We start from the raw sequence: 18,177 nt of genomic DNA, 5'->3' as shown, positions 1-18,177 counted from the left end.
CGGCTCGCTCAATCCTGCTGCGGGATACCGAAGGCGTCATAGGTGCTGAGCGTCGGCGGACCGGCGAAGGCGAAGCGGATCTTGTCGACCATCACCGCCGCCTGTCCGCTGCGGTCGTAGCGCTCCGCGTCCTCGACAGTGCTCCATACGGTGATTGCCATGAACGCGTCGCGCGCCTGGTGCTGCTGCAACAGCACGGCGCTGATGTTGCCGGTTGCGGCCCGGATAGCGGGGATCGCCTCGGTTTCGTAGATCGCCCGCAACCGCTCCGTCGTATCCGGTAACGCCGTGAACTGGCCAATTCGGACAAATGCCATCGGTGTTCCTCCATCGCGAAGAGATTAGACTATACCCGAGGCCGGCAAATTGCATATCAAACCGCCGAATGGTGCACGACGCTTGATTTCCTGATGTCATGTGCTACGGCGCGGGCATCCACCACACCAGCCGTGAAAGGCCGCCAGCCCATGGCCGTCGCCGCCAAGAACATTCCAGCACCGGATCTCGTTCCCGTCCGCCGTGCCTTGCTCTCCGTTTTCGACAAGACCGGCCTCATCGACTTCGCCAGGGCATTGGCCGCGGCCGGTGTCGAACTGGTCTCGACCGGCGGCACCGCCAAGGCGATCGCCGAGGCAGGTCTCGCGGTACGCGACGTCTCCGAGCTCACCGGCTTTCCCGAGATCATGGATGGCCGCGTCAAGACGCTGCATCCCTCGGTGCATGGCGCGCTGCTTGGCGTGCGCGACGACCCGGAACACGCGGCGGCGATGCGCAAACACCACATCGAACCGATCGATCTCCTCGTCTCCAATCTCTATCCGTTCGAGGAAGTCCGCCGCTCCGGCGCCGACTATGCCGCGATCGTCGAGAACATCGACATTGGCGGCCCGGCAATGATCCGCGCCTCGGCCAAGAACCACGCCTATGTCGCCATCGTCACCGATCCCGGTGACTACGCCTCGGTGCTGAACGCGTTGGAGATGAACATCGGCTCGCTGTCGCTGGACTTCCGCAAGAAGCTGGCGGCCAAGGCCTTTGCCCGCACCGCCTGCTACGACGCGGCGATTTCTGGCTGGTTCGCCGAGGCGCTGGAGATCGAGCATCCGACCTGGCGCGCCTTCGGCGGCAGGCTGACCGAGGTGATGCGCTACGGCGAGAACCCGCACCAGAGCGCCGGCTTCTACGTCAATGGCGACAAGCGACCGGGCGTTGCCACCGCGCGCCAGTTGCAGGGCAAGCAGCTCTCCTACAACAACATCAACGACACCGACGCTGCCTTCGAACTGGCCGGCGAGTTCGATCCCAGCCGCTCCGCCGCTGTCGCGATCATCAAGCACGCCAACCCGTGCGGCGTCGCCGAGGGCGCTTCGCTCAAGGCTGCCTACGCTAAGGCGCTGGCCTGCGACCCGGTGTCGGCCTTCGGCGGCATCGTCGCCGTGAATCGCACCCTCGACGCCGAAGCGGCGCAGGAAATCGTGAAAACCTTCACCGAGGTCATCATCGCGCCCGACGCGACCGACGAGGCGGCGGCAATCGTCGCGGCGAAGAAGAACCTGCGCCTGCTGGTTACCGGTGGCCTGCCCGATCCGCGCTCGCCCGGCACGACGGTCAAATCCGTGTCCGGCGGCTTGCTGGTCCAGGGCAGGGACAATGCCGTGGTCGACGACCTCGAACTGAGAGTGGTCACCAAGCGCGCGCCGACGCCGGCCGAAATGGCCGATCTCAAATTCGCCTTCCGCGTCGCCAAGCACGTCAAGTCGAACGCCATCGTCTACGTCAAGGACGGCGCCACAGTCGGCATCGGCGCCGGCCAGATGAGCCGGGTCGATTCCTCACGCATCGCCGCCCGCAAGGCGCTCGATGCGGCCGAGGCCGCAGGGATGGCTGAACCGCTGACCAGGGGCTCGGTGATCGCCTCCGATGCCTTCTTCCCTTTCGCCGATGGCCTGCTTGCAGCAGTCGCAGCCGGCGCCACCGCCGTCATCCAGCCCGGCGGCTCGATGAACGACAAGGACGTCATCGCAGCCGCCGATGAACATGGCATCGCGATGGTGTTTACGGGGGTTAGGCATTTTAGGCATTGAGCGCGTTTACCCTCCCCGCAAAGGGGGGAGGGTAAAGCTCACTCCACCGGCTGGTCCGCCGGATACGGCGTCTTGATCAATATCGCCATGCCGATCGCCAGGAACAGGATGATCACCGCCATGCCCAGCCTAGCCGAGTCACTCACCGCGGTGATGGTCGCCACCAGGAACGGCGCCAGGAAGCTGGTCGCCCGGCCGGCCAGTGCATAGATGCCGAAATAGCGGCCGGATTCCGCCGCCGTGACGCTGCGCGCCATGTAGGAGCGCGACGACGCCTGCACCGGGCCGAAAGCCAGCCCGATCAGCAGGCCGTACATGATGTAGGCCTTCTCGGCCGCCGTGCCGAACAGGCCGCCCGAATCGGTGGTCGAGAGCTGGATCAGGCCGAGCAGCGTGAAACCCGGGCCGGTCGAAACGACGCCGACCGTGGCGACGGACAGCATGACCAGCGAAATCATCACCACCGCCTTGGAGCCAAGCGCGGTGTCGAGCTTGGCGGCGATCCAGCAGCCGAAGATGGCGACGACGTTCAGAATGATGCCGAACATGCCGATCTCGGTGATCGACCAGTGGAACATGCCCGCAGCGAATGTGCCGCCGAGCGCCAGCAGCGCGTTGACGCCGTCCTGGTAGATCATGCGGGCGACCAGGAAGCGGAAGATGCCGCCGCGCTTGCGCACCTCGGCCAGTGTCGATTTCAATTCCGACAGGCCCTCGCGCACCGCCGGCCCGATCGGGATGCCCTTGATGGCGTCGGGCGTGAAGAAGAACATCGGCAGGATGAACAGGAAGTACCAGCCGGCAGACAGCGGCCCGGTGGCACGCGCATCCTCGCCGAGCTTCGGGTCGAGCCCGAACAGCGGGTCGATGCCGATGATCGTCTTGCCGGTCTCCGGCGAGCCGGCGAGGCAGGTGACGACGAAGATCAGCGCGATCATGCCGCCGAGATAGCCGAGGCCCCAGGCCGTGTTGGAGATGCGGCCGATCTCGCTCTTCGGTACCAGCCGCGGCATCATGGAATCGTTGAACACGGTGGAGAATTCCGCCGCCACCGAGGCCAGCGAGAACAGCGCCACGATCAGGAACAGGTTCGAGCCGGGCGCCGCGAACCACAGCAGAATGAGACTGCTGATCTTGATCGCGGCGAAGAAGGCAATCCATGGTTTGCGCGGCCCGGTCTGGTCGGCGATCGAGCCGAGGATCGGCGACAGTATCGCGATGACCAGCCCGGCCGCGGCAATGCCATAACCCCAGACGGCCTGGCCGGTGTTGGGATCGCTCGCCATGCGCGAAACGAAATAGGGACCAAAGATGAAGGTGGTGACGACCGTGAAGAACGGCTGCGCCGCCCAGTCGAAGAACATCCATCCCCAGATGCCGCGCCCGGACGCACGCTGCACTGCTACCTCGGCCATATCCCCTCCACTCGCCTCATGTCGCTGGCGGTTTGCGCCATGTCTGCATGTTTTCCGATGGTCATGCAAACGAACAAGCGTCGCGGGCACCAACCCTTACTTCCCCTTGTGGGGAGGTCGGACCGACGGTCCGGGCGGGGGTCGGCGCCCCCCACCCCACTGCTTCGCAGCGACCCTCCCCGCAAGGGGGGGGGTAAGCCTCACATCCCCGTCAGATCGCTCATCAGCCCGGACGCCACGGACAGCCGCGACACGGTGATGTCGCCGCCTTCGGTCAGCGCCTGCAGCCGCTCGCGGATGCGCGCCACGCGCTCGCCACCGGCTTCCAGCCAGGCCGCCACCGGGTCCGCCGTCTTGGCATGGCCGGTGAGTGCCGCCACCGCGATGCCGCGCCGTGCAGCACCAATCGTGTCGGTGGCGCGCGACAGGGCAAGCTGGTCATAGTAGTCCGACGGCGTGATCGAGCGTGCCGCGTCCTCGACACGCGGGATGCGGAAGGCATCGCTGACCGCGAAGAACGCCTTGGCAGCGGCGACGATGTCGGCATTTGCCATCCGCGCGGTCAGCGCGATGTCGGGGATCAATTCCGCCACCTCGCTCAGCGCCAGCTGCTCGGCGAGCTTTTCCGGTGCGCCCGCCTTGAACAGCCCGTGCCGCTTCTCCTCGATCCGCTCGCGCGAGAAGGCCGGCAGCAGTGAAACGAGTTTCGGCTCCAGCGCCTTGCGGGCGTCCTGCAGCTCGGCGATGCGCTGGCCCAGAGGGGCCGTGCCGGCATCGTTCTTCAGATACCAGCCGCTGGTCACGTAGATCAGCCGGCTCACCATCTGGTAGAGATCGAGCTGCACCTGGCCGTCGATCTGGTTATCGAGCGCGTCGATCTCGCGGTAGAGCGCCGGCAGTGCAAAGCCGTCGCGCACCACGGCGAAGGTGCGCACCACGTCGGCGGCGGTACGCCCAGTGGCTTCCTGCAGCCGGTTGACGAAGGACGGGCCGCCGCGATTGACGAGGTCATTGGCGATGACACGGGCGATGATCTCGCGGCGCAGCCTGTGGCCGTGGATTTCAGCGGCGTATTTCTTTGCCATCCGGTCGGGGAAATAGCCCATCAGGTCGCGGTCGAAATGCGCATCATCCGGCACGTCGCTGGCGACGATGTCGGAAAACAGCACGATCTTGGCATAGGCGAGCAGCACGCCAAGCTCGGCCCTGGTGAGCGGCTCGCCACGCGCCTCGCGCTCGGCAAGTGCGGCCGGTGACGGCAGCGTCTCGACCACGCGGTCGAGCAGGCCGCGCGCTTCCAGCGCCGTCATGAAACGGCTCTGATGCGCGATGTCGGCAAGGCCGCGCTTGCGCGCGATCGAAAGAGCCAGCGTCTGCTGATAGTTGTTGGACAGCACCAGCCCGCCGACCTCATCGGTCATCTCGGCCAGTAGCTTGTTGCGGGCCGGACGCGTCAGCGATCCCTTGCGCATGGCCGACGCCAGCGCGATCTTGATGTTGACCTCGACGTCGGAGCAATTGACGCCGCCCGAATTGTCGATGGCGTCGGAGTTGCAGCGCCCGCCATTCATGCCGAACTCGATGCGCGCCCGCTGCGTGACGCCGAGATTGGCGCCCTCGCCGATCACCTTGGCGCGCACGTCGAGCGCCGTGATGCGGATGGCATCGTTGGCACGATCGCCGACCTCGGCGTTGGTTTCGGTGGAGGCCCGCAAATACGTGCCGATGCCGCCGAACCACAACAGGTCGACCGGCGCCTTGAGGATGGCGGTCATGATCTCGACCGGCGTGGCGGTCGTCTTTGCCAAGCCAATCGCAGCCGCTGCCGCGGCCGGCAAGGTGATCGATTTCTGACTGCGCGAGACGATAATGCCGCCTTCCGACAGCTTGCTCTTGTCATAGTCCTGCCAGCTCGAACGCGGCAGCGCGAACATGCGCTCGCGCTCGGCCATCGAGGCCGCCAAATCCGGATCGGGATCGATGAAGATGTCACGATGGTCGAAGGCGGCGATAAGCCTTGTCTGCGGCGACAACAGCATGCCGTTGCCGAACACGTCGCCCGACATGTCGCCGACACCGACGACGGTGAAGGGCGAGGTCTGGATATCGCGGTTGATCTCGCGAAAATGCCGCTTGACCGCTTCCCAGGCGCCCTTGGCGGTGATGCCCATCTTCTTGTGGTCGTAGCCGGCCGAGCCGCCGCTGGCGAAGGCGTCGTCGAGCCAGAAGCCATGCTTCTCGGAGATGGCGTTGGCGGTATCGGAGAAGGTCGCCGTCCCCTTATCGGCGGCGACGACGAAATAGGGATCGTCCTGGTCGCGCCGGATGACGCCAGCCGGCGGAATGACGCCGTCCAGGCCGATATTGTCGGTGATCGACAACAGGCTGGAGACGAAGTTCTTGTAGGCCGACGTGCCGGCCTCGAAGATCGCGTCGCGGCTGCCGCCCGCCGGCAGGCGCTTGGGGAAGAAGCCGCCCTTGGCGCCGACCGGCACGATGACGGCGTTCTTGACCTGCTGCGCCTTGACCAGGCCGAGCACCTCGGTGCGATAGTCCTGGGCGCGGTCCGACCAGCGGAGGCCGCCGCGCGCCACCGGACCGAAGCGCAGATGCAGGCCCTCGACCTCGGAACCGTAGACGAAGATCTCGCGCCACGGCCGTGGCGCCGGCAGCCCTTCGACCGCCTGCGATTCGAGCTTGATCGCCAGCGACTGGCCTTTCTGCTTCGTATCGGCAACGAAATGATTGGTGCGCAGCGAGGCCTCGATCAAATTGAGATAGCGGCGGATGATGGTGTCGTCATCGATGTTGGGCACATCCTCCAGCGCGTCCTTGATCTTGGCCTTGAGGTGCTTTGCCGCCACCACGCCTTCGCCCTCGGCCGTCGGCCCAAGCCTTGCGATGAACAGCGCGTGCAGGCCGCGCGCGATGTCGGGATAGCGGTTGAGCACCGCGGCGATGAAATCCTGACTTTGCGGAATTCCGACCTGCTGCAGATAGCGGCCATAGGCGCGCAGGATGGTGATTTCGCCCGACCACAAGCCGGCGGTCTGGGCAAGGCCGTTATAACCGTCATTGTCGACGTCGCCGCGCCACACAGACAGGAACGCATCCTCGAACAGCGCGCCGCCATCGCTAAGGTCGATCGGTTTGCCGTAGCTGTTCTCCAGCTCCATGTCGTGGATGAAGACCAGCCCGGACTGGTCGTCGCCGACCTCGAAGGTACGCTCGCTGATGACGCGGAAGCCGATGTTTTCCAGCACCGGTACGCGCCGCGACAGTGCCACCGGACTGCCGTGGTGATAGATCTTCAGCGCCGCCTGCTGCGGCTTCTGCTCGGCACGTCGATAATAGTCGATGGCGATCGGATTGCCGGCGCTGATTTTGGCGATGCGCCCGGCATCGACCAGCGCCACCGCGGCGCTGAACGAATCCCGGTAGCTCTCCGGCAGCCTTGCGGCGATGGCCTTCAACGCCTGGTCGCCGCCATTGGCGTCCGCCGCATCGGAAAGGGCGTCCTCCCAGGTCCGCACGATGTCGCGGATCGCCGCCTCGATCGTCGCCTGCTCGACCTTCGGCGTCTTGCCGCCGGAGCGGCCAATGATGAAATGCACGCGCGCCAGCCCGCCTTCGGGGAAGGCCGGGTAATAGGCCGACAGCCGGCCCTCGAACACGGTTTTCAGATAGGCGCCGATCTTCTCGCGCACCACGCTGTCGTAGCGGTCGCGCGGCACGAAGACGAGGATCGAGACGAAGCGGTCGAACTGGTCGGCTCGCACCAGCGCCCGCACCCGCGGCCGCTCGACCAGGCCGAGAATGGCCGCGGCGTGCTTGCGCAGGATCGGCACCGGCACCTGGAACAGTTCGTCGCGCGGATAGCTCTCCAGCACGTTGATCAGCGCCTTGCCGGAGTGGTCGTGCCGGTCGAAGCCGGACTTGGCGATGATGGTTTCGGCCTTTGACCGCAGATACGGGATCTTCATCACCGAGCGCGTGTAGGCGGTCGAGGTGAACAGGCCGACCATGCGCAGTTCGCCGGCAAGCGCACCCTTCGGGGTATAGGTCTTGACGCCGATGTAATCGAGATAGATGCGGCGGTGCACGGAAGACTTGGCATTGGCCTTGGTGACGATCAGCGGCTCCGGCCCATGCAGGAAGGCGCGGATTTCGGGCGTTGTCGTCACCGCTTCGGTGCCGCGCCGCAGCACCAGCACGTCGGGATCGCTGAGGATGCCGAGGCCGGGCTTGTCGGCGCGCTCCAGATTGCCGCTTTCCTCGCCGCCGGTGTATTTGAACTCGCGCATGCCGAGGAAGGTGAAATTGTCGTCGCGCAGCCATTCCAGGAAGGCGATCGCCTCGGCGACGCTTTTCTTGTCGAGCGGCACCGCCGAATAGCGGAACTCGGAGATCGCCTGGTCGAGCCGGGCCAGCATCGGCCTCCAGTCGTTGACGGCGGCATGCACCTGGCCAAGCATCTTGCGCAGCCGTTCGGTCAAGCCGTTCGCCGCCTCCGCCGTCAGGCGCGGAATATGGACATGGATGACGCTCAGCCGATCATGTCCACTGTCTTCCTTGGCGAAACTGCCGTCGCCGAGGATTTCGTCGACGCCGCCCTTGCCGTGACGAACGGTGATGACCGGATGGGTGACCAGGGTCGGCTCGCCGGATGTCTCGGTGATCTCACCGAGAATGGAATCGAACAGGAACGGCATGTTGTCGTTGACGACCGTGATGACCGTCATTGGCCGGCCTTCACGGGCGACGCCCGAATCGGCCTCGACGGCAACGACGCACTCGCCCTTCTTGTGTCCGGCGACGGCCTTGCCGGCGAGGTCGGCGGCACGTTCGAGGTCGGCCGCTTCATAGGTGGCGATGTCTTCGGCCGGTGCCCGTGCGAGCAGATAATCGGCGAGCCTGGCTGGCCTTTCCTCACCTTTTGATGCTGCTGTGGCTTTTTTCTTCGGCTTAGCTGCGGATTTCACGCTGGCCATGACGCTATTCCCTCCCGTCGAATGCTTTTACGACTATCGTAGCAGATGACCGCTGTTTGGCGACAAAGGTTTGACGGCTTGCCAAGAATTATCCGAATTCGGCGGCAAGCCACCGCCCAACGAGGAGAAACGACCCATGACCGGCAAAATATCAGCGCTTGACCTTGGCTCGGGAGAGCCGAGCGAGGCGACGAAAACCTATTTCGCCAAATGCGAGGAGAAGCTTGGCCTGGTTCCCAACGTGCTCAAGGCCTACGCCTTCGACGACAGGAAGCTGCGCACCTTCACCGATATGTACAATGATTTGATGCTGGGAGAGTCCGGCCTGTCGAAGCTGGAGCGCGAGATGATCGCGGTCACCGTTTCCTCGATCAACCACTGCTACTACTGCCTGACCGCGCATGGCGCGGCGGTGCGCCAGCTGTCCGGCGACCCGGCGCTCGGCGAGATGATGGTGATGAATTTCCGCGCCGCCGATCTGTCCCCGAAGCAGGCCGCAATGCTCGAATTCGCCGTCAAGCTGACCGAAGCGCCGGCGAAGATCGTTGAAGCTGACCGGGCCGCGCTGCGAAACGCGGGCTTCAGCGACCGCGACATCTGGGACATCGCCTCGACCGCGGCCTTCTTCAACATGTCGAACCGGGTGGCGGCGGCAATCGATATGCGACCGAACGACGAATACCACGCCATGGCGCGATAGCGGATCGCTGCTGCTGCTCACCGCGCCATATATTAGCAATCGCGCATTCCCGTTGCTTGTTTGTCGGTTTGGTCCGATGATCGGCGCGCGGCATGACCGCATGCCGGTTCGATGCCGCTCATCAAGGGAGGAGAACATGGCGAAGTTTCTCTACGTCTATCACGGCTCCGGCAAGATGCCGACGAGCGACGCCGAGCAAAAGGCGATGACCGACGCCTGGACCGGCTGGTTTGGAAAGCTTGGTTCGGCCGTTGTCGACCCGGGCAATCCGGTCGGCATGTCGAAGACCGTCCTGCCCGGTGGCAAGATAGAAAACAATGGCGGCAGCAACCCGACCGGCGGCTACTCGATCATCGAAGCCAGGGATATCGACGATGCCGCCGAGAAGGCCAAAGGCTGCCCGATGCTGGCCATGCCAAACTGCAACGTCGAGATCGCGCCGATCATCAATATGATGGGCTGACGCTTCGCCTCAGGATCGTGCCGCGATCGCCGCGGCAGCGCCGGCCATCGTCGTGGCGCTGACGCGGTTGGCGATCCTCATGGCGCGCTTGCTCTTCAACAGCTTGCGCGCCTGCGAGGCGGCGAGCACCCAGGCGAGATCGATTGCGATCAGCACCACCGCCATGGTCGCCGTCAGCTCGACCCAGCCGACGATGCTGACCGAGGCGAGATCGATGATGGTCGGCAGCAGCGCCAGGTAAAACATCATGATCTTGGGGTTGCCGAGCGTCACTGCCATGCCGGCAAAAAACAGCTTGATCGCCGAATCCTCGCGCGGCATCTCGCCTTCCTTCGCCTCGACAGGCGCCGTCCACATCTTCCAGGCAAGGTATGCCAGATAGGCAACACCCACCCATTTCACGACAACAAAGGCGAAGTGAAAAGTCTGCGCCACCACAGCCAGCCCGAACACCGCCAGCGACAGCCAGATGCCCTCGCCGATCCACATGGCGAGCAGGAACGGGAACACGTCGCGAAAGCCCTTTGAGATGACACGTGCGACGAGCGCGGCGATCGATGGGCCGGGAGAACCGGCGGCAACGAACAGGGCGGCGGCGAAGATCAGGAGCGAGGTGAAGTGCATGGCAGTGCCTTCCAAGCGGTTGAAGGACGGACGATATCCGATCGACATCACCGCTTGCAACGTTGGCGGCAGGCTCCGCGTTCGGCCATGCCCTTGACTGTCATGCCTGACTTGCAGTCAGGTTGATCTTGCCGAACAGGCGGGAGGAGGAGTTTTCGTGGTTGTGCAAAGTTGGCGCACGGTCGTTCGACGGTTCTCCATGCTGGCTGTCCTGGTAGCCAGCATGGCGCTGAGCGGAATGCCCTGGGCCGTAGCATCGTCGAGGAAGCCGCCGAAATATGATCACGTCGTTGTCGTGATCATGGAGAACCACACCTTTGAGCAGATTTCTCTGGCGGGAAGAGCTGCTCCCTATTTGAACAAGTTGGCAAAAGGCGGCGCGCTGTTCGATCGATCCTACGGGGTTGCTCACCCCAGCCAACCCAATTACCTCGCGCTGTTCAGCGGCTTGACACAAGGCGTCCATGACGATGGCATGCACAGCTTTGCAGCGCCCAACCTGGCCGCTCGTCTTCGGGCTCATGGCAAGACGTTTGCGGGCTACGTCGAAGCCGGGTCGCCCCGAAAACATAATCCCTGGGAATCGTTTGCCGACGCGAAGGGCTATGAGAAGTCGTTGGCCCAGTTGCCTCGCGACTATGCGAAGCTACCTTCCGTCAGTTTCGTGATCCCCAATCTCGAAAATGACATGCATGACGGCACAATAGGGACGGCTGACACTTGGTTGAAAACTCACCTTGGAGGCTACGCCGCCTGGTCGAAGAAAAACAACAGCCTTTTGATAGTGACTTTCGATGAAGACGATTACCGTACAAAGAATCATATATTTACGGTATTATACGGATCTGGAATCGAACCAGGACGTTACTCTGAACGGATCGATCACTATTCGGTCTTGCGAACCATTGAAGACATAGAGAGCATACCCCCCTTGGGCACCAGCGTCATCAGAAGGGTGATCGCAAGTGGCTGGAGCCGACGGTAATTGCGAACTGGGCATGTCACAAGCACCGATCGCCGGCGGCGTCGCCAGTCGCTCCTGTCTGTCACCTCGACAATTGGTCATCTCCAAACAAGTTGGAAAGCCATCATTCGTTTGAAGCCAATAGCACCCTTGCAGTGCTCATTGGCTACGGCTAGAAGACCCGCCGCGAAACAATTTTGAGCTTCACTTTGCCTCAGTAACCGCCGGTCTCGTCAACTCCCCCGACACACTTGCATGGCGCCGCATTCGTGGTGCCTGTTTCATGTTCACGTGTTCTTCTGGGCGGCGGTTCGAGACCGGTTTGGCACTGCTGAACCGTTGTCGCGCGCTTTCCGCCGGCGACACCTGACTTTCACATCTCCGCAGCCTACCGCCACGCCGCGCCCGCATGGGCATCTCGACATTGCCGACCTGATGAACTTCCCGACGGGAAGGGCCTATCGGCATGTCTTCTGCCCTGCGCGTCCATTGGGCGATCACGCCTGCAATCGCACCTCAACCGCTGATAAACTGCAATCGCTGCGGCGGCGTGAAGGCCTATCGCTGCAGCGGAAAATTCCGCGTCAACGCCAACGGCAAGCGCATAGACGTGTGGCTGATCTATCGCTGCGTCGATTGCGACAATTCCTGGAATTTTGGCATTTTCGAACGCTGCAACCGCCGCGACATCGAACCGGCGCTGCTGCAGGCGCTCGAAAGCAATGATCCGGGACTGGCGCGGCGCCATGCCTTCGACATCGTCGCCTTGCGCAACCAGGTGGGGCGTGTCGAGGAGTTTGCCGATGTCGCCGTGCACAAGCGGCTGCTCGGCGGTGCCAGGGAAAGCGCGGCGGTTCTGGAACTCCAGCTTGGGCTGGAGATGCCGACATCACTCCGGCTCGACCGTCTGCTTGCCAATGAACTCGGCATTTCGCGGTCGCGGCTTCAGGCGCTGGAGGAGCGGCACCTGCTGGTCATCGGTCCGGACGGAGCCAAAGCCCTGCGCAAGCCGGCCCGCGCCAGAACAACGATCCGCATCGATCTGGCTGGCGAGCCGGATCACCAAGCCATCATCCGCGCGGCCGGCGGGTGAACGAGAGAGGGGCGAAGCATCAGCTGCTCCGCCCCTCTCACACACAATCAGAAGTCAGAAAAATTACGCCGCGCCGACCACCTTGGCCGACTTCTCGAAACGCTTGCGCTCGTTCGGGTCGAGATAGAGCTTGCGCAGGCGGATGGTCTTCGGCGTCACCTCGACCAGTTCGTCGTCCTGGATCCAAGCCAGCGCGCGTTCCAGCGTCATGCGGATCGGCGGGGTGAGCTTGACCGCCTCGTCCTTGCCGGCGGCGCGGATGTTGGTCAGCTTCTTGCCCTTCAGCACGTTCACTTCGAGGTCATTGTCTCTGCTGTGAATGCCGATGATCATGCCCTGATAGACCTTGACGCCCGGATCGATGACCATCGGGCCGCGGTCTTCCAGGTTCCACATGGCGTAGGCCACGGCCTCGCCCTGCTCGTTGGAGATCAGCACGCCATTGGTGCGGCCAGGCAGTTCGCCCTTGTAGGGCTCATAGGCATGGAACAGGCGGTTCATCACGGCGGTGCCGCGCGTGTCGGTCAACAGTTCCGACTGGTAGCCGATCAGGCCGCGCGTCGGCGCGTGGAAGACGATGCGCTGGCGGTTGCCGCCGGAGGGGCGCAGTTCGACCATCTCGGCCTTACGCTCCGACATCTTCTGCACGACGATGCCGGCATGCTCCTCGTCGACGTCGATGACGACTTCCTCGACCGGCTCCAGCAATTCGCCGTTCTCGCCCTTCTGCATGACGACGCGCGGACGCGACACGGCGATTTCAAAACCTTCGCGGCGCATCGTCTCGATCAGCACGGCCAGCTGCAATTCGCCGCGGCCGGAAACGAAGAACGAATCCTTGTCGGGCGATTCCTCGATCTTCAGCGCGACATTGCCTTCGGCCTCGCGCAGCAGGCGGTCGCGGATGACGCGGCTGGTCACCTTGTCGCCTTCGGTGCCGGCGAGCGGGCTGTCGTTGACGAGGAAGGACATGGTCACGGTCGGCGGATCGATCGGCTGCGCATGCAGCGCCTCGGTCACCGCCATGTCGCAGAACGTGTCGGCGACGGTGCCCTTGGACAGGCCTGCGATAGCGACGATGTCGCCCGCCTGGGCCTCCTCGATCGGCTGGCGCTCGAGGCCACGGAAGGCAAGGATCTTGGAAATGCGGCCGGTTTCGATCTGGGTGCCGTCATGGTGCAGCACCTTGACCGCCTGGTTCGACTTCAGCGTGCCGCTCTCGATGCGGCCGGTGATGATGCGGCCGAGGAACGGGTTGGCTTCCAGGATGGTGCCGATCATGCGGAACGGGCCGGGATGAACGGTCGGTTCCGGCACATGCTTGATGACGAGATCGAACAGCGGCGCCAGGCCCTGATCCTTCGGGCCCTCCGGGTTCTCGGAGACCCAGCCATCGCGACCCGAACCGTAAAGAATTGGGAAATCGAGCTGGTCGTCGGTGGCGTCGAGCGCTGCGAACAGGTCGAACACCTCGTTGACCACCTCGACATGGCGGGCGTCCGGGCGGTCGATCTTGTTGATGACGACGATCGGCTTCAGGCCGACCTTGAGCGCCTTGCCGACGACGAACTTGGTCTGCGGCATCGGCCCTTCGGCGGCGTCGACCAGCACGATGGCCGAATCCACCATCGACAGGATACGCTCGACCTCGCCGCCGAAATCGGCGTGGCCGGGCGTGTCGACGATGTTGATGCGCGTGTCCTTCCAGTCGACCGAGGTCGCCTTGGCCAGGATGGTGATGCCGCGTTCCTTTTCGAGGTCGTTGGAATCCATGGCGCGTTCGGCGACGCGCTGATTGTCGCGGAAGGAGCCGGATTGCCGCAGCAATTGGTCGACGAGGGTGGTTTTTCCATGGTCGACGTGCGCGATGATCGCGATATTACGAATTTTCATGTTCTGGTCTCGGAAGCGTTGCAGGCAGCAGGCCAAAGGCGCTGCCTCTTTCGGTTGCGCGGCTCATACAGGGTTTTTCGCAGTTGCGAAAGAGGACGCGCGACACCAAATACTCATCAAATCTTAAGCATCTGCGTGTGAGATGATTTTGTTAACCAAGGCGGGAACCTTTCAGGGCCCGGGCAGTTCGACCATCATGACCGACAAACTCAACCGATTTTGGCCACTCATCGCTTCGGTGGCCTTTGCCTTGCTGCTGGCGGCCAACGCCGCACAGTCGGCTGCCGCGACGCAGAAGGGTGCGCGCGCTGTTGCCCAGTCCGACACCCAGACCGCCGAACAGGCCTTTGCCGATGCGCCCGATGGCGTTGACCCGATGGTGACGGGACCGGTCAGCACCGCCTTCAAGCAGAGACAAGCCAGCGCCAACTGCGACAGCGCCGTGTGGCCAAACATTCCGATGGTCTGCTACCCGGATTGAGAATCGCATCGCAGAACTAGCGGCGAGGTCGACGCTGCTAATCTCCCTCCTTGAGGGGGAGATGGCCGGCAGGCCAGAGGGGGTCGGTTCGACCGGGCTCAGCTCATTATCGCAGGCTCAGGAGGTCAGCGCTTCACGCGCGAGGACCCCCTCTGTCGCCTTCGGCGACATCTCCCCCCTCAAGGGGGGAGATTATAGAGCTCTTCGCGTCCTATGCCGGCTGCGGTTCCGGATCGAAAGCCGGTCGGCTGGTGCTGATCAGCAGCGAGATACAGGCCGCCGCGATTGCCGTCATGCCGGCGATCAGGAAGGCCAGTTCGTAATTGCCCTGCAGCTCGCGCATGGTGCCGCCGAAGGCTGCCGCCGTGGCCGCACCCACCTGATGGCCGGCAACGATCCAGCCGAACACGATTGGTCCGCTGCGGTCGCCGAACGCCTCGTTGGCGAGCCGCAGCGTCGGCGGCACGGTGGCGATCCAGTCGAGGCCATAGAGCACGGCGAAGATGATCAGGCTGGTTGCCGAGAAGCCGGAATAGGGCAGGTAGATCAGCGACAGGCCGCGGATGGCATAGTAGACGCCGAGCAGCTTGCGCGGGTCGAAACGGTCGGTGAGCCAGCCCGACAGCGTCGTGCCGATCAGGTCGAAAATGCCCATCATCGACAACAGGCCGGCGGCCTGCACCTCGCCGATGCCCATATCGCCGCAAAAGGCGATCAGATGCGTGCCGACCAGCCCGTTGGTGGTGAAGCCGCAAACGAAGAAGGTGGCGAACAGGTACCAGAACACCCGCGTGCCGGCGGCGCGGCGCAGCGTGTTGAGCGTATGCGCCAGGAAATTGCCTTGCGATGCCGGCGATGTCGGCGGCACGTCATCGGCCTCGGCGCCATAGCGCACCATGCCGATCGAGGCCGGCCGCTCCGGCACCAGCAGCCAGACGAACGGTATCATAGCCGCCGTGGCGACCGCGACCGCAATGGCAACCGGCTGCCAGCCACCCGATTGCGCCAATGCGGCGATCAGCGGCAGGAACACCAGCATACCCGACGCGCTGGAAGCCGACATCAGCCCCATGACGAGACCGCGATTGGTCTTGAACCAGCGATTGACGATGGTGGCGCCGAGTACGCTGGCGACGGCGCCCGAGCCGATGCCGGAGAAGACGCCCCAGGTGATGAAGAGATGCCAGGGCTTGGTCATCAGCAGGCTGAGCGCCGTCGAGCCCGACATGATCACCAGCGAGGCAAGCAGCGTGCGGCGCAACCCGATGCGCTCCATCAGCGCGGCGGCGAACGGACCGGTCAGACCATAGAGCAGGATGCCGACGCCGGCGGCCAGTGAGATGACGTCGCGCCGCCAGCCGAAGCTGTTTTCGAGCGGCAGCATCATGACCGAGGGTGCCGAACGAAGCCCGGCCGCGACCAGCAGGCAGAGGAAGATGACGCCGACCACGACGAAAGCGTAGCGCTGGCCAAAGGGACGGGATCGAGCTATCATGTTACTGACCGGTACGTTGCAGGGTGAGAACATCTACACGTACCGATCGGTACACGTCAATCGAGTTACACCATGCCAATGGACAAAAATATTGAACTGACCATCAGCGGCGATCATGGATCGGCGCCGCCGAAGGCCGCCAAGAAGATCCTCGACGTCGCCTATGACCTGTTCTACCGGCGGGGCATCAGGGCGATCGGCGTCGACGAGATCGTCAAGCGCGCCGGCGTCACCAAGCCTAGCCTCTACCGCAGCTTTCCCTCCAAGGACGAATTGGCCGCTTCCTACCTCCGGCAATACGACCTTGAATACTGGGAGCGTTTCGATGAGGCAGTGGCCGCCCATCCCGGCGACCCGCGCGCACAGATCAAGGCTTTCCTGACCCGTATCGGCAAGCGCACGCAAGTGGCGGATTATCGCGGCTGCGGCATGACCAATGCCGCAGTCGAGTACCCCGAACACAGCCATCCGGCCCGCGTCGTCAGCGAGGCCAACAAGCAGGAGCTGCGTCGCCGGCTGCGCGCCATGGCCGCCGCGATGGGCGCACAAGACGCCGACACGCTGGGTGACGGGCTGCTGCTGTTGATCGAGGGCGCCTATATCAGCGGCCAGTTGTTCGGCCTCGGCGGTCCCGCGCAGTCTGTCGCCCGCAACGCCGATCTGCTGATCGAAGCGAGCTTGAAGAAATAACGATTGGCGGTACGCTGCCCCGGCCCGAACCGGAGGTCTCCGTCATGCGCGCCATTCTGATCTCGCTTGCCCTTGCCGGTCTCTGCCAGGTGGCACACGCTGGCGGCATATCCAGCGCCTACACCGATCTCGACTGGAAAAAAGACTGCGTGACCTACGCGCAGGCCGGAGAAGGCGATGGCGACTGGGCTGATCTCGCCTGTTCCGGCTATCGCGGCTATCCCGTGCTGATCGCCTATGACGACGCCCGCGAATCGCTGTTCTACGGTTTTCCACCCGGCGGCGACATGATGTCCGCCTGGGAGAGTTTTTCAGGTTTCAATTCGTCCGGCGCCAAGGTCGAATGGCGCATCGAAACCACAGGCGACAAGGCCGTGCCCTTCGCGGTCATCCACCGCCGCACGATCAGCAATGGCGAGGACGAGAACAAATCGACCGACGTGCTACTTGTCGCCAAGGTCGGCCAGATGGATGCGCGAGAAAGCTGCACGGTCGGCCTTGTCCTGGCCACCGGCAACCCGCAATCCAACGACCAGGCGCGAAAACTCGCCGACGAGAAGGCGCGAACCTTCGCCTGCGGCAAGGACCGGCACACCGTCATAGGCAATGTGCCGGCCTTCGGCCGAGTGGATAATTGACTACTTGCTTGCCTTCGCCCGCGCGATCGCGTCGACGATCATCTTCTTGGCATATTTGGAATCGTGCCAGCCTTCGATCTTGACCCATTTGCCGGGTTCGAGATCCTTGTAGTGCTCGAAGAAATGCTGCACCTGCTGACGCGTGATTTCGGGCAAATGCGTGTATTCGGTGACGTTTTCGTAGCGCAGCGTCAGCTTCGGCGACGGCACCGCGATGACCTTCTCGTCCTGGCCGGCATTGTCTTCCATCACCAGCACGCCGATCGGCCTGACATTGATGACGCAGCCCGGCACCAGTGCGCGCGTGTTGCAGACCAAAACGTCGATCGGATCGCCGTCACCCGACAGCGTGTGCGGCACGAAGCCGTAATTGCCAGGGTAGCGCATCGAGGTGTGCAGGAAGCGGTCGACGAACAGCGTGCCGGCCTCCTTGTCCATCTCGTACTTGATCGGCTCGCCGCCGATCGGCACTTCGATGATGACGTTGATGTCCTCAGGCGGATTCTTTCCGATGGCTATGGCTTCGATGCGCATGGTTTTGTCCCTCTCTCGGTTGGGGAGGAGATAGCGGGCGGCGCAGAATGGCGCAATGCGGCGAATCGTATTCACGGACGCCAGGCGAGACGCGATGCCATCCGACGCGTTC

Annotated in this window: 15 protein-coding genes; 8 read left to right on the top strand and 7 right to left on the bottom strand. The window is 63.5% G+C overall.

All coding sequences use genetic code 11. The features are described 5' to 3' along the window. Positions 1 to 8: 8 nt before the first annotated feature. Complete coding sequence (locus AC1D05_RS18915) at positions 9 to 317, bottom strand: putative quinol monooxygenase (RefSeq protein ID WP_477442844.1); 309 nt, start codon at positions 315 to 317, stop codon at positions 9 to 11. Between the two features lie 150 nt (positions 318 to 467). Between AC1D05_RS18915 and purH the strand changes: the two genes are divergently transcribed. Beyond that, entirely contained in the window at positions 468 to 2,084 is a 1,617-nt protein-coding gene (purH, locus tag AC1D05_RS18910) for a bifunctional phosphoribosylaminoimidazolecarboxamide formyltransferase/IMP cyclohydrolase (RefSeq protein WP_477442842.1), read from the top strand. A gap of 38 nt (positions 2,085 to 2,122) precedes the next feature. Here purH and AC1D05_RS18905 read toward each other — a convergent pair whose 3' ends face one another. Both AC1D05_RS18905 and AC1D05_RS18900 read right to left on the bottom strand, forming a co-directional pair. Then, positions 2,123 to 3,499 carry an MFS transporter gene (locus AC1D05_RS18905; protein ID WP_477442840.1) on the bottom strand — a complete coding sequence of 459 codons (1,377 nt, stop codon included), beginning with the start codon at positions 3,497 to 3,499 and terminating at the stop codon, positions 2,123 to 2,125. A 200-nt stretch (positions 3,500 to 3,699) separates the two neighbouring features. Next, entirely contained in the window at positions 3,700 to 8,490 is a 4,791-nt protein-coding gene (locus AC1D05_RS18900) for an NAD-glutamate dehydrogenase (protein ID WP_477442838.1), read from the bottom strand. A gap of 136 nt (positions 8,491 to 8,626) precedes the next feature. Here AC1D05_RS18900 and AC1D05_RS18895 point away from each other — a divergent pair, with 136 nt between their 5' ends. Both AC1D05_RS18895 and AC1D05_RS18890 read left to right on the top strand, forming a co-directional pair. Then, positions 8,627 to 9,190, top strand: coding sequence for a peroxidase-related enzyme (locus AC1D05_RS18895; protein ID WP_477442837.1), 564 nt, complete (start codon positions 8,627 to 8,629; stop codon positions 9,188 to 9,190). A gap of 136 nt (positions 9,191 to 9,326) precedes the next feature. Further along, positions 9,327 to 9,653, top strand: coding sequence for a YciI family protein (locus AC1D05_RS18890; RefSeq protein WP_477442835.1), 327 nt, complete (start codon positions 9,327 to 9,329; stop codon positions 9,651 to 9,653). Positions 9,654 to 9,662: 9 nt separating this feature from the next. Here AC1D05_RS18890 and AC1D05_RS18885 read toward each other — a convergent pair whose 3' ends face one another. Continuing rightward, entirely contained in the window at positions 9,663 to 10,277 is a 615-nt protein-coding gene (locus AC1D05_RS18885) for a LysE family translocator (protein WP_477442927.1), read from the bottom strand. A gap of 199 nt (positions 10,278 to 10,476) precedes the next feature. Here AC1D05_RS18885 and AC1D05_RS18880 point away from each other — a divergent pair, with 199 nt between their 5' ends. Both AC1D05_RS18880 and AC1D05_RS18875 read left to right on the top strand, forming a co-directional pair. Beyond that, a complete protein-coding gene (locus tag AC1D05_RS18880; protein WP_477442833.1) occupies positions 10,477 to 11,262 on the top strand; it encodes an alkaline phosphatase family protein in 786 nt (261 codons plus the stop codon). Between the two features lie 445 nt (positions 11,263 to 11,707). Then, positions 11,708 to 12,334, top strand: a complete 627-nt coding sequence (locus AC1D05_RS18875; protein ID WP_477442832.1) for a DUF1062 domain-containing protein — start codon at positions 11,708 to 11,710, stop codon at positions 12,332 to 12,334. A 63-nt stretch (positions 12,335 to 12,397) separates the two neighbouring features. On the opposite strand, the gene typA is transcribed toward AC1D05_RS18875, so the two are convergent. Further along, positions 12,398 to 14,227: a translational GTPase TypA gene (gene typA / locus AC1D05_RS18870; RefSeq protein WP_172222479.1), complete on the bottom strand. Its 1,830-nt coding sequence runs from the start codon at positions 14,225 to 14,227 to the stop codon at positions 12,398 to 12,400. A gap of 196 nt (positions 14,228 to 14,423) precedes the next feature. On the opposite strand from typA, the gene AC1D05_RS18865 reads away from it, so the two are divergent. Continuing rightward, positions 14,424 to 14,708, top strand: coding sequence for a hypothetical protein (locus AC1D05_RS18865; RefSeq protein ID WP_244571407.1), 285 nt, complete (start codon positions 14,424 to 14,426; stop codon positions 14,706 to 14,708). A 211-nt stretch (positions 14,709 to 14,919) separates the two neighbouring features. On the opposite strand, the gene AC1D05_RS18860 is transcribed toward AC1D05_RS18865, so the two are convergent. Continuing rightward, positions 14,920 to 16,203 (bottom strand): MFS transporter, encoded by a 1,284-nt coding sequence (locus tag AC1D05_RS18860; protein ID WP_477442830.1) that lies wholly within the window; start codon positions 16,201 to 16,203, stop codon positions 14,920 to 14,922. A 72-nt stretch (positions 16,204 to 16,275) separates the two neighbouring features. On the opposite strand from AC1D05_RS18860, the gene AC1D05_RS18855 reads away from it, so the two are divergent. Continuing rightward, positions 16,276 to 16,893: a TetR/AcrR family transcriptional regulator gene (locus AC1D05_RS18855; RefSeq protein ID WP_477442828.1), complete on the top strand. Its 618-nt coding sequence runs from the start codon at positions 16,276 to 16,278 to the stop codon at positions 16,891 to 16,893. Between the two features lie 44 nt (positions 16,894 to 16,937). Then, positions 16,938 to 17,531, top strand: coding sequence for a hypothetical protein (locus AC1D05_RS18850; RefSeq protein WP_477442826.1), 594 nt, complete (start codon positions 16,938 to 16,940; stop codon positions 17,529 to 17,531). On the opposite strand, the gene ppa is transcribed toward AC1D05_RS18850, so the two are convergent. Continuing rightward, positions 17,532 to 18,065 carry an inorganic diphosphatase gene (ppa, locus tag AC1D05_RS18845; protein ID WP_172222467.1) on the bottom strand — a complete coding sequence of 178 codons (534 nt, stop codon included), beginning with the start codon at positions 18,063 to 18,065 and terminating at the stop codon, positions 17,532 to 17,534. Between the last annotated feature and the right edge of the window lie 112 nt (positions 18,066 to 18,177).

The sequence above is a fragment of the Mesorhizobium sp. P2_E9 genome, assembly GCF_056403815.1.
The sequence above is the reverse complement of the archived record's forward strand: the minus strand, read 5'-3'. Positions and strand labels throughout refer to the sequence as shown.

Bases quoted from the DNA above. Each gene is read 5' to 3' on its own strand.
- AC1D05_RS18915 (WP_477442844.1), bottom strand. From the start codon at position 317: ATGGCATTTGTCCGAATTGGCCAGTTCACGGCGTTACCGGATACGACG.
- AC1D05_RS18865 (WP_244571407.1), top strand. From the start codon at position 14,424: ATGACCGACAAACTCAACCGATTTTGGCCACTCATCGCTTCGGTGGCC.
- AC1D05_RS18890 (WP_477442835.1), top strand. From the start codon at position 9,327: ATGGCGAAGTTTCTCTACGTCTATCACGGCTCCGGCAAGATGCCGACG.
- AC1D05_RS18880 (WP_477442833.1), top strand. From the start codon at position 10,477: ATGCTGGCTGTCCTGGTAGCCAGCATGGCGCTGAGCGGAATGCCCTGG.
- AC1D05_RS18885 (WP_477442927.1), bottom strand. From the start codon at position 10,277: ATGCACTTCACCTCGCTCCTGATCTTCGCCGCCGCCCTGTTCGTTGCC.
- ppa (WP_172222467.1), bottom strand. From the start codon at position 18,065: ATGCGCATCGAAGCCATAGCCATCGGAAAGAATCCGCCTGAGGACATC.
- AC1D05_RS18875 (WP_477442832.1), top strand. From the start codon at position 11,708: ATGTCTTCTGCCCTGCGCGTCCATTGGGCGATCACGCCTGCAATCGCA.
- typA (WP_172222479.1), bottom strand. From the start codon at position 14,227: ATGAAAATTCGTAATATCGCGATCATCGCGCACGTCGACCATGGAAAA.
- AC1D05_RS18900 (WP_477442838.1), bottom strand. From the start codon at position 8,490: ATGGCCAGCGTGAAATCCGCAGCTAAGCCGAAGAAAAAAGCCACAGCA.
- AC1D05_RS18905 (WP_477442840.1), bottom strand. From the start codon at position 3,499: ATGGCCGAGGTAGCAGTGCAGCGTGCGTCCGGGCGCGGCATCTGGGGA.
- AC1D05_RS18860 (WP_477442830.1), bottom strand. From the start codon at position 16,203: ATGATAGCTCGATCCCGTCCCTTTGGCCAGCGCTACGCTTTCGTCGTG.
- AC1D05_RS18855 (WP_477442828.1), top strand. From the start codon at position 16,276: ATGCCAATGGACAAAAATATTGAACTGACCATCAGCGGCGATCATGGA.
- purH (WP_477442842.1), top strand. From the start codon at position 468: ATGGCCGTCGCCGCCAAGAACATTCCAGCACCGGATCTCGTTCCCGTC.
- AC1D05_RS18850 (WP_477442826.1), top strand. From the start codon at position 16,938: ATGCGCGCCATTCTGATCTCGCTTGCCCTTGCCGGTCTCTGCCAGGTG.
- AC1D05_RS18895 (WP_477442837.1), top strand. From the start codon at position 8,627: ATGACCGGCAAAATATCAGCGCTTGACCTTGGCTCGGGAGAGCCGAGC.